The organism is Nocardia aurea (assembly GCF_003123685.1).
GTDB classification, from domain to species: domain Bacteria; phylum Actinomycetota; class Actinomycetes; order Mycobacteriales; family Mycobacteriaceae; genus Nocardia; species Nocardia aurea.
The window spans coordinates 56977-68982 of record NZ_QCYJ01000175.1; the positions used below are offsets into that span (position 1 = coordinate 56977).

At 67.2% G+C, this 12006-nt stretch carries 14 protein-coding genes; 2 read left to right on the forward strand and 12 right to left on the reverse strand.

The features are described 5' to 3' along the window. Positions 1-9: 9 nt before the first annotated feature. The 3 genes from mftC to mftA are packed head-to-tail and all read right to left on the reverse strand — an operon-like array spanning position 10 to position 1622. Complete coding sequence (gene mftC, locus DAT37_RS42835) at positions 10-1215, reverse strand: mycofactocin radical SAM maturase (protein WP_109530700.1); 1206 nt, start codon at positions 1213-1215, stop codon at positions 10-12. A gap of 16 nt (positions 1216-1231) precedes the next feature. After that, complete coding sequence (mftB, locus tag DAT37_RS42840; RefSeq protein WP_109530701.1) at positions 1232-1525, reverse strand: mycofactocin biosynthesis chaperone MftB; 294 nt, start codon at positions 1523-1525, stop codon at positions 1232-1234. Beyond that, positions 1515-1622 (reverse strand): mycofactocin precursor MftA, encoded by a 108-nt coding sequence (gene mftA / locus DAT37_RS42845; protein WP_109530702.1) that lies wholly within the window; start codon positions 1620-1622, stop codon positions 1515-1517. Before mftA ends, mftB begins: the two co-directional genes overlap by 11 nt. 200 nt (positions 1623-1822) lie before the next feature. Here mftA and DAT37_RS42850 point away from each other — a divergent pair, with 200 nt between their 5' ends. Next, positions 1823-2620 (forward strand): SDR family NAD(P)-dependent oxidoreductase, encoded by a 798-nt coding sequence (locus tag DAT37_RS42850; RefSeq protein WP_109530703.1) that lies wholly within the window; start codon positions 1823-1825, stop codon positions 2618-2620. A 44-nt stretch (positions 2621-2664) separates the two neighbouring features. Here DAT37_RS42850 and DAT37_RS42855 read toward each other — a convergent pair whose 3' ends face one another. The 8 genes from DAT37_RS42855 to DAT37_RS42890 all read right to left on the reverse strand — a co-directional run bounded on the left by DAT37_RS42855 (position 2665) and on the right by DAT37_RS42890 (position 10386). Then, positions 2665-3825 carry a phosphotransferase family protein gene (locus DAT37_RS42855; protein WP_232840343.1) on the reverse strand — a complete coding sequence of 387 codons (1161 nt, stop codon included), beginning with the start codon at positions 3823-3825 and terminating at the stop codon, positions 2665-2667. A 60-nt stretch (positions 3826-3885) separates the two neighbouring features. Then, the gene (locus tag DAT37_RS42860) at positions 3886-4323 is read right to left on the reverse strand and encodes a hypothetical protein (protein ID WP_109530704.1); all 438 of its coding nucleotides are present in this window, start codon (positions 4321-4323) and stop codon (positions 3886-3888) included. 34 nt (positions 4324-4357) lie between these two features. Continuing rightward, positions 4358-5092, reverse strand: a complete 735-nt coding sequence (locus DAT37_RS42865; protein WP_109530705.1) for a hypothetical protein — start codon at positions 5090-5092, stop codon at positions 4358-4360. A gap of 141 nt (positions 5093-5233) precedes the next feature. Then, on the reverse strand, positions 5234-6040 hold the full coding sequence (locus DAT37_RS42870; RefSeq protein ID WP_109530706.1) for a CbbQ/NirQ/NorQ/GpvN family protein: 807 nt from the start codon (positions 6038-6040) through the stop codon (positions 5234-5236). Beyond that, positions 6037-7569 (reverse strand): nitric oxide reductase activation protein NorD, encoded by a 1533-nt coding sequence (locus tag DAT37_RS42875; RefSeq protein WP_109530707.1) that lies wholly within the window; start codon positions 7567-7569, stop codon positions 6037-6039. The genes DAT37_RS42870 and DAT37_RS42875 overlap by 4 nt, the downstream gene beginning before the upstream one ends. A gap of 210 nt (positions 7570-7779) precedes the next feature. Continuing rightward, positions 7780-8388: a TetR/AcrR family transcriptional regulator gene (locus DAT37_RS42880; RefSeq protein ID WP_109530708.1), complete on the reverse strand. Its 609-nt coding sequence runs from the start codon at positions 8386-8388 to the stop codon at positions 7780-7782. 206 nt (positions 8389-8594) lie between these two features. Next, positions 8595-9524, reverse strand: a complete 930-nt coding sequence (locus DAT37_RS42885; protein ID WP_109530709.1) for an alpha/beta hydrolase — start codon at positions 9522-9524, stop codon at positions 8595-8597. 34 nt (positions 9525-9558) lie between these two features. Further along, positions 9559-10386 (reverse strand): SDR family oxidoreductase, encoded by an 828-nt coding sequence (locus DAT37_RS42890; RefSeq protein ID WP_109530710.1) that lies wholly within the window; start codon positions 10384-10386, stop codon positions 9559-9561. Between the two features lie 74 nt (positions 10387-10460). On the opposite strand from DAT37_RS42890, the gene DAT37_RS42895 reads away from it, so the two are divergent. Then, entirely contained in the window at positions 10461-11102 is a 642-nt protein-coding gene (locus DAT37_RS42895) for a TetR/AcrR family transcriptional regulator (RefSeq protein ID WP_109530711.1), read from the forward strand. A gap of 198 nt (positions 11103-11300) precedes the next feature. Here the strand turns inward: DAT37_RS42895 and DAT37_RS42900 are convergent, their stop codons facing one another. Continuing rightward, entirely contained in the window at positions 11301-11765 is a 465-nt protein-coding gene (locus DAT37_RS42900) for a hypothetical protein (protein WP_109530712.1), read from the reverse strand. Between the last annotated feature and the right edge of the window lie 241 nt (positions 11766-12006).

Here is a 12006-nt window from a genome sequence, read left to right on the forward strand (position 1 = left end):
CCTACGCCGTCAGAGGCCGCCGAATCCGGCCAGCGGGCTGGTGTCGCAGGCGCGATCGGGCGCGACCATCACCGCGGTCGCCCGCGACGGCGCGGGCAGGCCGAGCGCCACCGACTTGCTGCGGCGCTTACCGGTGCGCGAATGGTCCTTGTCGGGCTGGGGCCGGTTGGCGCCCGCGCCGACCAGTGCCAGTTCGGCATTGCCGCGCACGCATTCCGGATCGGGACCGTCCAGCGGCAGGCCGGTGAAGAATTTCGCCGCCATGCAGCCGCCACGGCAGGAATCGAACGCCGAGCACGAGGTGCAGCCGCCGCCGGTCTGCGGTTCACGCAGGCGGGTGAACAGTTCCGAGCCGCGCCACACCGTTTCGAAACCGCCCTTGTCGCGGACATTGCCCGCGAGGAACTCGTCGTGGATGGCGAACGGGCAGGCGTACACATCGCCGACGGGGTCGATGAGGCAGACCACGCGACCGGCGCCGCACAGGTTCAGGCCGGGCAGCGGGGTCGAGCCGAGTGCGTTGAGGTGGAAGAACGAATCACCGGTCAGCACCTTCTCGCCGTTGGCGATCAGCCAGTTGTAGATGACCAGCTGCTGGTCGGCGGTGGGATGCAGATCCTGCCAGACATCGGCGCCGCGTCCGGACGGCCGCAGCCGGGTGATGCGCAGTTGCGCGCCGAAACGGTCTGCGATGGCCTTGAACTCGTCGAGTTGACCGACATTCTGGCGGGTCATCACCACCGAGATCTTGAAGCCGGTCTTACCCGCCGTGGCGAGATTCTCCATGGCCCGCCACGCGGTCGCGAACGAACCCGCGCCGCGCACGGCGTCGTTGACTTCGGCGGTCGCGCCGTCGAGTGAGATCTGCACGTCGACGTAGTCACTGGCGGCGAGCTGTTCGGCCCGCTCCGGGGTGATGCGCACGCCGTTGGTGGAGAATTTGACGCCGACGCCGTGGTCGACCGCGTAGTCGAGCAGTTCCCAGAAGTCCTGGCGCACCGTCGGTTCGCCGCCGCCGATGTTGACGTAGAACACCTGCATGCGCTGGAGCTCGTCGATCACGGCCTTGCATTCTTCGGTGCTCAGCTCGCGCGGGTTCCTGCGGCCCGACGAGGACAGGCAGTGCGTGCACGCCAGGTTGCAGGCGTAGGTCAACTCCCAGGTCAGACAGATGGGGGCGTCGAGGCCGTATTCGAAATGATCGACAAGTTTCATGATGTTCCCGTCCGCTTCAGGAGGCTGTGCGAAGCGCGATCGTGCCCGACTCGCACAGTCCGGCGAGAGCGTGTAGATACCGGTCGTGGTCGGCGGCGGGGACATCCACCGCGACCAGGGTGCTCGCGGCGTCGGGATGGTTCTCCAGCTCGCGGACCACATTCACCAGCAGGGGTGTCTTCAGAAAGGAAAGCCGTCGGGTCGCGTAGTCGTAGACCAGCGCGCCGAAAGGTTCTGGCCGCAACGACACCGACCCCGCCAAGGTGTAGGGCAGGGCCGGGTCGAATGGTGCGGCGGGGTCAGTAGACACCGCACATTCCGTCGATCGAGACCTCCTCGACGAGGACGTCGGCCTCGATCAGGGTGTCGTTGGTGGCAACCGTCTCGTTGGCAGGCGCGTCGCTCATGGGTACTCCTCGGAGGCTGTAGAGATGTGACCGCCAGCATAATGGCACCCAATGACAAAATGGAAGGGGGAGTGCTCGCCCGACGTCGCGGATACCTGTCGTCTCATTTACCGAATGGGATACAGTATTCAAGACGGTCCGGCGTGGCGCCGTATCGCGGCTCCGGGTCCCGGCCGAGCGACGGCGGAAGAGGAGCACAGATGGATCTGGGATTCGACGGCGCGGCGACCGTGGTGGTCGGCGGCAGTCGCGGCATGGGGCTCGCCACCGCGCGCTGCCTGGCGCAGGAGGGCGCACGGGTCGCCGTGGTCGGCCGCTCGCGCGCGGACGTGGAATCGGCGGCCGAGGAGCTGGCCCGTCTGGGCAGTCCCGACGCGGTCGGACTCGCCGCCGACGTCATGGACACCGCTCAGGTCGAGGACGTCTTCGCGCGATTGCGCCTGCGCTGGAACGGTGAACTCAACGCGCTGATCAATACCGTCGGACCGAATGTGCAGGGCACCGTCGAGGAATTGACCGACGATCAGTGGCGCGAGGCGCTCGACCACGGCGTGCTCTCCATCGTGCACTGCGTCAATGCCGCGCTGCCGCTGCTGCGCAGTGCCGACTGGGCCCGCATCGTCAACTTCTCGGCGCATTCGACTCAGCGGCAGACGGTTTCGCTGGTGGCCTACACCGCGGCCAAGGCGATGGTCACGAGTGTGTCGAAGAATCTGTCGCTACTGCTGGCCAAGGACGAGATCCTGGTCAACGTGGTCTCGCCCGGCACCTTCGTCACCCCGGCGCTGACCGCGTGGGCGCGCTCGGTCGGCATCGACACCGAAGACCCCTACCGCCTCATGGAGGCGATCGACACCCACTACGGCCACCCCGCGCAACTGCCGCGCGCCGGCCTGCCCGAGGAGATCGGGCCGGTGGCCGCCTTCCTGGCCTCACGCCGGAATTCCTACATGACCGGCGCGAACGTCAATGTCGACGGCGGCTCGGATTTCCTCTGACCGGTGACGGGATTCGGCGCGGACCGCCGAATCCCGTTGCGGTATCAGGCTTCCGCGGTGTCGATCAGCTCGATCAGCACCGTGAAACTGTCGTGCGCCAGAACTCCGGCGACCGCCCGTTCCACCCCGACCCGCGACACATCCAGCGGCTGCATCCGCTCACCGGCTTCCGCCGTGCAGACCGCGGCGAGGAAGAATTCGGTGACCGCGGCCCGATACAGGGTCCACACGCGCTCGGTGTCGACCTCGATGCCCGCGGCGCGCAGCCGGGCCGTATACCGTTCGACCAGTTCACGTTCGATTGTCCGCAGCAGATCGGGTTCGACCGAGGCCGTCGCGAAATACGCGAGATCGCGGATGCCCGCGCCCGCCGACGCGACCTGCCAATCCAGGAAACCCGGAGCGGCGCCCTCGAAGAACAGATTGCCCAGGTGCGGGTCGCCGTGGATCAGGGTCTGCGGCTGCGCGGCCCAGAACGCGTCGATATCACCGCTGCGCTCGTAGAACATCCGGCACTGCCGCTTGGTCTCCTCGGGGATCAGATCCGCGGTGTGTCCGGTGATCTGGGCGAGGAATTGCCTGCGGATGATGTCGCCGATGCGGATCTCGGTGGCCGAACGCCGCGCCAACGGCAGCAGATCGCCCGCGAAACGGTCGGTGCCCCAGAATCCGGCGTGCAGATCGGCCATGGCGTCGGCGACGGCCTCGGCCTCGGCACGGGTCACCGAATCGATGACGGTCCGGAATTCCGCGGTCTCGGACAGATCCTCCAGGACCAGGATGCTGCGCCGCCGGAACCCGTCGGTCTCGGCCACGTAACAGCGCGGCACCCGCACCGGCGGGTTGTCACCGAGCGCGCGGTAGGCCAAAATCTCCTTGGTGCCGAGCCGGAAGATATTCATCAGCACATGCTGTAGATAGTTGCGCGGCACCATCTTCAAGAACAGGTGCGTCGGCAGGTCCGCCTCGGTTTTCACGGCGATACGCGCCCGCGACGCCGTGCCGGAGTCGTGGTCGAGCACCCGGATCGAGGTGATCGAACCCGGCGGCAGTCCGAGTGCGTCGCCGAGCCAGCGTTCGTCGGCCTCGGCGACACGGATCGGAATTCTCGCCCGGAACGGCACGGCCCGGTCGACACCCGCGCGGATCGCCTCCTTCACGGCCATGCCGATCCCGAGCGCCGTCACAAGAGCTTGCGGCGTCACAGGCCACCCTTCTTCGAAAATGTCCCCGGCGTTCAGAATGTCTCGGGCAGAATAGCTTTCCTACCGTGGTGCCGCATTCTGGGCCTCCTGCCTGGCGATCCGCTCCTCGTGGATCCGGATGAGTTCGCGGAATCCGATTCGGCCGTAATCGGGTTTGGGTTGAACACCCCATTCGTCACGCGCCGTGGTCTGATCGGCCGCCTCGGGTTTGCCGCCGAACGGTGGGCCGTCGACCGGATAGGGGTGTTCGCATTCGACGGTGTCGTCGGAATAGCGCACCTTCATCAGTTCGCTACAGATCTCGGTGAACGACAGCGTCGGCCAGCCGTACCAGAGGGCGAGGGCGGGCACGGTGAACGCGCCTTCGACGACGAGCGCGAACAGGCAGACGAATATGCCGCGCTTGAGCCATTTGTGCATTCCGGCGAAGGCCGGTGTCGTGCCGAGCGGCAGCTCTTTCTCACCGGTGTTCTCGGTCGAGGCGGGGGATGTGCTCATGGGATTCTCCTGGAGCCGTGAAGGATTCGTCGAGTCAGTCGGAGAAGATCTCGCGGTTGACGGTGTGCAGATAGGGAATCGCCAGGAACGGTGTGATGTAGAAGATGTCGTACAACCACCAGCCGACCACCGGCAGTACGGTGCCGTCGAAACGGATATCGGCGTACATGGTCATATTGACCACGTAACCCACCCAGATGACGACGCCGAACCAGCAGGTGACCGTCAGCCACTGGTGTCCCCAGCGCTTCATCTGGAGGAAGGCGATCGCGGCGGCAACGCGCATCGGGAAGACGGTGAAGATGAGCGTGACTTCCCAGCCCTTCTCGCCGGGCGCGCTCGAACCGCCGATCCACAATTCGTTGTAGTGCCAGAAATAGCCGTTGTCGACGAAATTCCCCCACGCGGTGAAGAACACGCGCGTGATCAGTGTGTGGCTGGCGCCCAGATCCAGAATCCAGCCGATGCTGTTGAGGAAGGCGTCCAGCACGACCAGGTACCCGATCAGCGTGACCATGATCGGCCGCACCGAAAGCCCGGCCTTCTGGGCCTGACGTTGCAGCCACACGCCGCGCAGGAAGATCGGCAATCCGATGAACCCCAGGACGAAGGTGCCCATCAACGCGGTGCCGATGGTGAGCCAGATATCGGCGTGACGCTGGGCCGCGCGGCTCTGTTCGTGGTGCTGGTCGTAGGTGACCGAGGAGGTCGCGGTGGTTTTCGCGGTATCCGCGCTCGCGCGGCGACGTGTGAAGGTCGGCAGATTCATGACCGCTCCTACCAATCCCGGTTCATGTACATATTCATCTGGATGAGGAACATCGTCAGGAGAAAGCCGTACATGACGATCTGGAAGACGATCAGCGCGCGCTTTCGTTTGCGGTCTTGTTCGTTCATGGCAGTTGTCCTCCTACGGTGACTGCACGTGCGAGCCGTCGGTGGCGAGCAGATTCGCCGCCGCGATCTCTCGCAGACCTTCGGTGATGGCGCCGTCGCTGCTGAGCGGCGCCAGGATGCAGGCGTGGGCCGCTTCGAGTTCGCTCGCTCCGGCGGCGATGAGCCGCGCCGCGGCGACCAGCACCCGCGTCGAGGGCGGTTCGAAGTGGAATACCTCATCGGCGTTACGAATGGTGGTGGCGCAGTTCACGAGTCGTTGTGCGACCGCGCGGTCGACCGCGGCCTCGGCGACGAGGACGTCGGCTTCGCGTTCCGGGGGCAGGTAGTTCATCGCGATGGTGACGAACCGCTGCCGGAACGAGGGTTTCAACTCCTTGAGCGAACTGCGGTAGGCGGGGTTGTAGGAGCACACGAGCATGAACGGCTCCGGCGCGGTGACGACTTCGTCGGCGCGGTCGAGGAACAGCGTGCGCCGGTGGTCGGTGAGCGAATGCAGGATGGCCAGCGAGTCGTGACGGGCTTCGACGACTTCGTCCAGATAGCAGAGCGCGCCGGATTTCACGGCCCTGGTCAGGGGACCGTCGTTCCAGACGACATCGCCGCCCGAGACGAGGAATCGGCCGACGAGATCGGAACTGGTGAGATCGTCGTGGCAGCTGATGGTGACCACGGGTCGGCCGAGCAGTTGCCCCATGTGTTCGACGAAACGCGTCTTACCGCATCCGGTCGGACCGGTGAGCATCACCGGCATCTGTTGCTGGAAGGCCCATTCGAACAGTTGCACCTCGGTGCCGTTGGCGTAGTAGAGATCGTTCGTCATCGAGTAACCAACTCCCGGTGGATATGGGCGAGTACGCGGGGAAGCTCTTCGGCGCGCCGGATGCGTCGGGAGCGGCGGGGGCCGAAAACCTCGGGCAGGGGATCGACGCGGGTGGGGCCGACGCCGAGGTAGTAGATGGACACGCCTGCTTCGTCGGCCTCGGTGACGGCGTGGGCGACATCGGCCCACGCGTAGCGGCCCTCGTACCCCTCGTCGGACATGAGGCCGTCGCCGATGACGATGATCTGCCTGCGTTCGCTGGGTTGTTCGAGCAGCCGACGGGTCAGGTGCCGCAGTGGCGCGCCGAGACGGGTGTAGCCGCCGGTCCGCAATCCCAGACTGCTCGGATCGACGAAATGGGTGTCGTGGAAATCCTTGAGGCAGTCGACCTCGACGCGGTGGCGGGTGTTGCCGGTGAACACGAAGATGCCGTGCCGTTCGCGAGCCGCGGTCATCGCGCGGGACAGCGCGTCGGCGCATTCGAGTTCCAGACGGAAGATCCGGCCGCCGTGCACGCCGAGCGAGGAGCTGCCGTCGAGCAGTAGCGCGGTGGCCACGTCACGTGAGCTGGGCAGCAGGTCGCGGAAGACCCGCGGTTCGCTCGCCCGCGCCGCCATCAGGTCGACGTGGTGGCGCACGTAGCGGTCGATGTCGAGATCGCTGCCGTCGTCCAGGCCGGTGCGCATCGCGCGGTGGGTGTGCTGTTCGAACCAGCGCCGCACGTCGGGGGATACCGCGCCGACCGGTCGCGACCGGGTCGGGTGCTTGCGTTCGAGTACCGCGACGTGGTCGCGCAGGAAGGAATCGGTCCACTGATTCCACTCCGGGTACGGAACCCCGGCCCGCTGATCGGCCCGGATCTCGATGTCCTCGTTCTCGGGTCGGCTCGGCGGCGGCAGGTTGGCATTGCGGGCGCCACCGTCACCGCCGACCGGTACCGACATCACGCGGTAGGAATCGCTGCGCGAGGAGGTCCACGGCATCCGGCCGTATACCCGCCGCGCGGCCGCGGCGAGCGCACCGCGCGCGGGTGCGGCCAACGGCAGATTCCCCAGCAGTGGATGTCCGGTCAACGGCCGCCGTGAACGCGCGAGATCCATGGCACGGTCGAGTATTTCGTCACCGTCGAGGTCGTGGTCGGCGATCTCGAGATCGGGCAGTATCCGGCGTAACTCCGGGACCAGCCCGGGGAATCGGTCGCCGATCCAGCCCGCGGCCACCGCGCCCTCGACCAGGGACAGCGCGCCGAGTTGTCGCGGTGACAGCTCGTGCAGGGCGTAGCGGGCGATCCGGTCCTTGGACGGCGCGCACTGCAACGCCACCCCGCAGCTCAGCGTCGTGCGGGTCCAGCCGGGGCCGATCGGCGGATACGGGACGTGCACGACGCGTCGCGTCGCGTTCAACCCGAAACCACGGCGTTCCCCCGTCATCAGGCGAACACCCTCGCGGCGGCGTTCGGAGAACGCCACCGCCGTCACCGCGCAACTACGTTCGATCGACAACGCGTGCGCCGCAGCGCTATCGGTCATCACCGGCACCGCGCGGACGTCGACGATCGTCTGATGCGCCCACGATCAGAAGGTCCCGATATTCTTCATCACCCAGTACCAGAAGGCGATGATTCCGATGACGGCGCCCCACGCGACCGCCAGGCGAAAGATGTCTTGCCACATACCCGTATCTCCGTATCCTTCGGTGCGCCGATGCCGGGCATCGGTCGGCTGATGGTGGCGCCGTACTCATCGCGGCTCCAGACTGCGCAGCACGGTGGTCAGGTAGCTGTCGAGCGCCACGTCACGCAACTGTTTCGTGCTGGTCGTCGTGGTCAGCAGGGCGTAGAGACCGAGTAGGAAGAACACCGCGCTGTGGTAGGGGTCGACCGCGAGTTCGGCCTCACCCGCGTCGCGCGCGTTCTCCAGTATCCGCACGACCAGCACGATGACGCGATGTTCCATCCACTCGTCGGTCAACGGTCTCGTCGGTGAGAAGTGCACGGCCAGAAGGTCTTTGAACAGCAAGCTGCCGAGCCTGCCTTCCAGTGCCGCGACCAGCTGGATCGTCTTCGACAGGGCCGAGGGCAGGTCGCGCGGTTCGGCGAGGAAGCGGGTCAGCTGCCGGGCGATCCTGGCTTCCTCCCGAGCCTCCAGCTCGAGCAGTACATGTTCTTTGGTCGGGAAGTGGAAGTAGAAGGTGCCGCGCGCCACCCCGGCGGATTCGACGATCGCGCCCACGTCGGCCTCGGCCATTCCGGTCTCCTTGAACTCGGCGACGGCGGCGTCGAGCACGCGCTGGCGAGTCTGCAAGCGCTGGGCTTCGCGCCCCCGTGGCCTGTCCTGGATTTCGCTCATGGCTCGACTTCTTACGGACGCCATTGACATTTGTCAATGAAGGTAGACAGCGAGGAGCCATTACGGCGCGGAATCTGTTCTCCACCTGCTGATCTCGCTGTCGGATAAGAGCCTCCGGCCGCGAGCGGTAGTGAATATACTGACAGATGTCATTGAATCGAGTCAATAGAAAGTCGCCGCCGAGATTCGGCGGCGCCTTCGGGGGATCAGGCGACGGTGCGGTCGCCGTCACCGAGGGCGATCGCGAGTGCCGCCATGCGCCTGCAGGAGAAATCCCGGGTGACGGACGAGCGCCGCTCGACCAGGTCGAAGCCGTGGTACGCACCGGGCACGATATCGAGGGTGCAGGCGATTCCGGCGTCGCTCAGCCGGCGCGCGTAGGCGACGTCCTCGTCGTGGAACAGATCATTGGTGCCGACGCCGATCCACGCGGGCGGCGATGCGGACAGATCGTCGTATCGGGCGGGCGCGGCCAGTGCCGGTACCTCGCCGGTCGTCGCGGCGCCGAGATAGGAGCGCCAACCGAAACTGTTGTTGCTCCGGCTCCACAGGCGCAGGGTGCTGTCATCGATATCGGTGCGTCTCGTCGTTCTGTCGTCGAGCATCGGATACGACAGTGCCTGGAACGCCGGACGGATCTCGCCGCGTTCGGCGGCGAGCAGGGCGAGCGCGGCGGCGAGGCCACCGCCCGCGCTCTCTCCGACGATCGCGATCCGGTCCGGATCGACATCGGGTTGTGCTGCCAGCCAACGCAATCCCGCGTAACAGTCCTCCAAAGGAGTGGGGTAGGGATGCTCCGGGGCGAGCCGGTATTCCACCGAGGCGGCGACCGCCCCGAGGCGTCGGGCGGCCCGTCGGCAGAGATCGTCGCCCATGGCGGCGGACCCGAGTACGTATCCGCCGCCATGGATGAACAGCAGTCCCGGTGCGCCCGAGGTCGCCGATCGCGTGGCCTCGGGTCGGAAGACGCGCACCGAGACCTCCGCGTCGACCCGCGCGGTCGTCGCGCCGGACAGCGGCCCGCCGAGGGCCAGTTTCGCGAGTGCGCGAGTCACCTTCAAGGTGCGCGGGCGAATCACATCGCGGGGCATGAACCGCGCCAGGGGCAGTCCGGGGTGAAAAGCGTGATCCGACATCGTCGTCGCATGTCCTTCCCGCGCGGTGCGCGCTCTACTCCGCGGGCGCGAGCGCGCGGGCCGCCGCGACCACGCCGCCGTCGACGAGCAGATCCGTCCCGGTGACGAAACTCGTCTGCGGATCGAGCAGGAACGCCGTCGCCGCGGCGATATCGTCCGGGGTGCCGAGGCGGCCGGTAGCCGACATCTGCACCATAGCGCGCATATGCTCGCCGGTCGCCCCGTCGAGTTCCTGCTGACCCATCGGCGTGGAGATGATGCCGGGACTGATCGAGTTGACGCGGGCGCCGCGCGTGCCCCACGCGCCCGCCGCGGCCTGGACTCTGAGGACATTGGCGTGCTTGGCGAGTGCGTAGGCCACGGTCGGATGGCTCAGCTCATCGGAGGACAGGAAGGGCAGCGCCAGCAGTCGCGCGGCCGGGGTGGCCGCCAGCGCGCGGTCGTGTTCGGCGAAATGCGCGCCCGACATGTGCGCCGCCATGCTCGCGACGACCACCCCGGCCCCGCCGGGAGCGATCACCCGGGCGAATTCGTCGAGCACGTAGGCGACGCCGGCGAGATCCACCCGCAGGATCCGCTCGGCCGTGGCCTGCGTCGGCGAGAGTCCCGCCGTGTGGGCGAGGTGGGTGACCGGGCCGAGCGCGGCGGCGGCGTCGGCGAGGGATCGCACCGAGTCCTGATCGGCCACATCGACCACGCGCGCGGTGACCAGATGTCCGGCATCGCGCAGTTGTGCGGCGACGGCCGTCAGCGCGGCTTCGTCGAAATCGGCGAGCAGTATCGAACGCCCGCTGCCGATGCGACCGGCGATTGCCCGGCCCATGCCGCCGATGCCGATGACAACCGCTACATCTCTGTCCACGGGGACTCCTATCCGGTATTACGAGACGAATCGTATCGTAATGGCAGTATGGGCGTCCCCTAAGGTTTCGAGACATGTCGGGTACGCAGCGAGGTCGGCCGCGCAGCGCGCGCGCCCACGGCGCGATTCTGGAAACCGCCCGTGACCTGCTGGGATCTGTCGGCTACGAACAGATGACGATGGAGGCGATCGCGGCGGGCGCGGGCGTCGGCAAGCAGACGGTCTACCGCTGGTGGCCTTCCAAGGCGGCGGTCGTCGCCGAAGCGGTCCTGTCCGGCTACCTCGACACCAGCGGTGGCGTCCCGCCCGATTCGGGCGATGTCGAAGCCGATCTGCGCGCCTGGCTGGATCGGCAGTTCCAGCGGATGGACGACGCCGCCTCCGTCGCGATGGTTCGCGGGCTCGCCGCTGCCGCCGCCGACAGCGCCGCCGACGCGGAGCGACTCTACGGCGAACTGACCGGTCCGAGCCGCGATCACCTGATCCGGCGGATGGCCGCGGGCGTGGAGAGGGGCCAGATCCGCGCCGACGCGGATCTGGACGCCGCGGCCGACGCGGTGATCGGCACGCTGCTCTATCGCGCGCTGGCGGGTCGCCCGCCGACCGGATACCGCAGCGCCGAGGGGCTGCTGGACCTGCTCTTCGCGGGTCTGGCGCATCCGGCTCGGCGGCAAGCCTCCCGCGAAGTGGCCGACGGGCCGGGGGAGCGCGGGTAACGGCGGGTCGCCGGCCTCGAAAGGACACGGGTCCGGCGACGAAGTGAGGCGTACCCGGTGGGTTCACCTACCGACCTGCGCATGCCGGAGAGCTGCCAGTCCCGGTGTCGGGAACGCCGGGACCATCGCGGTTGTCGCGCATACCTATTCGATACCGCAGACCCGTTCCACCTCGGGGCGCCGAGGTGTCGAAACCGCCTAGGCGACCAAGTCGTCGGACTCGAACGGGGCGAAGAACGCGCCCATGCCGTGGCCGTACAGGGTGTCGCCGAGGGCGACGAAATCGAAGGAGCGGTCCGGGCGCAGCGGGATTCGGCCGATCGCGGCGAGTGATTCGTGGGTGCCTTCCGGCATCAGCGTCGAGCGGACCTGTGCGAGAACGGAATCGCCAGGCTCCCGCTCCTCGAGTACCGCGATCATCAGGTGCAGGCACAACTGGTGGGCGGGTGTCGCGGGTCGCGGACGTTTGCCCGCCGACAGTTTCGCGGTCAAGGTGTCGAAGGTCTGGGCGATGTAATAGAGGAACACCGGGCGCGGGCTGTGCAGGGTCTCGTGGCGGACCCGGCGGGCCAGCGTCTCGCCCGCGTCGATCAAGGTTTCGACGGTGTGCGGGCCGAGTCCGGCGATGGGCGCGGTGCGATCCCGCTTCTTCGACGTGGCCACGGCGACCTCCTGAATACAGAGCGGTATCTACGAATCATACTGCCGAGCGGGATGATTCGGGGCGAATCGGCGGTTCGCGGGGATTGCGGCCGAGAGTCCGCCGCGGCGTCGGTGAGCATGTCGCTCCGCCGCCGCCTGTTCGCCGTGCCCGGGCCGCGTCGTCCCGCCCGATGGTCCGCGCACAGCCCGACCGGACGTTTGTTGTGCGATTAACTGTAACACCTACTGTATAGTTGCCCAA

Bases quoted from the DNA above. Each gene is read 5' to 3' on its own strand.
- mftC (WP_109530700.1), bottom strand. From the start codon at position 1,215: ATGAAACTTGTCGATCATTTCGAATACGGCCTCGACGCCCCCATCTGT.
- mftA (WP_109530702.1), bottom strand. From the start codon at position 1,622: ATGAGCGACGCGCCTGCCAACGAGACGGTTGCCACCAACGACACCCTG.
- DAT37_RS42850 (WP_109530703.1), top strand. From the start codon at position 1,823: ATGGATCTGGGATTCGACGGCGCGGCGACCGTGGTGGTCGGCGGCAGT.
- DAT37_RS42860 (WP_109530704.1), bottom strand. From the start codon at position 4,323: ATGAGCACATCCCCCGCCTCGACCGAGAACACCGGTGAGAAAGAGCTG.
- DAT37_RS42865 (WP_109530705.1), bottom strand. From the start codon at position 5,092: ATGAATCTGCCGACCTTCACACGTCGCCGCGCGAGCGCGGATACCGCG.
- DAT37_RS42870 (WP_109530706.1), bottom strand. From the start codon at position 6,040: ATGACGAACGATCTCTACTACGCCAACGGCACCGAGGTGCAACTGTTC.
- DAT37_RS42875 (WP_109530707.1), bottom strand. From the start codon at position 7,569: ATGACCGATAGCGCTGCGGCGCACGCGTTGTCGATCGAACGTAGTTGC.
- DAT37_RS42880 (WP_109530708.1), bottom strand. From the start codon at position 8,388: ATGAGCGAAATCCAGGACAGGCCACGGGGGCGCGAAGCCCAGCGCTTG.
- DAT37_RS42885 (WP_109530709.1), bottom strand. From the start codon at position 9,524: ATGTCGGATCACGCTTTTCACCCCGGACTGCCCCTGGCGCGGTTCATG.
- DAT37_RS42895 (WP_109530711.1), top strand. From the start codon at position 10,461: ATGTCGGGTACGCAGCGAGGTCGGCCGCGCAGCGCGCGCGCCCACGGC.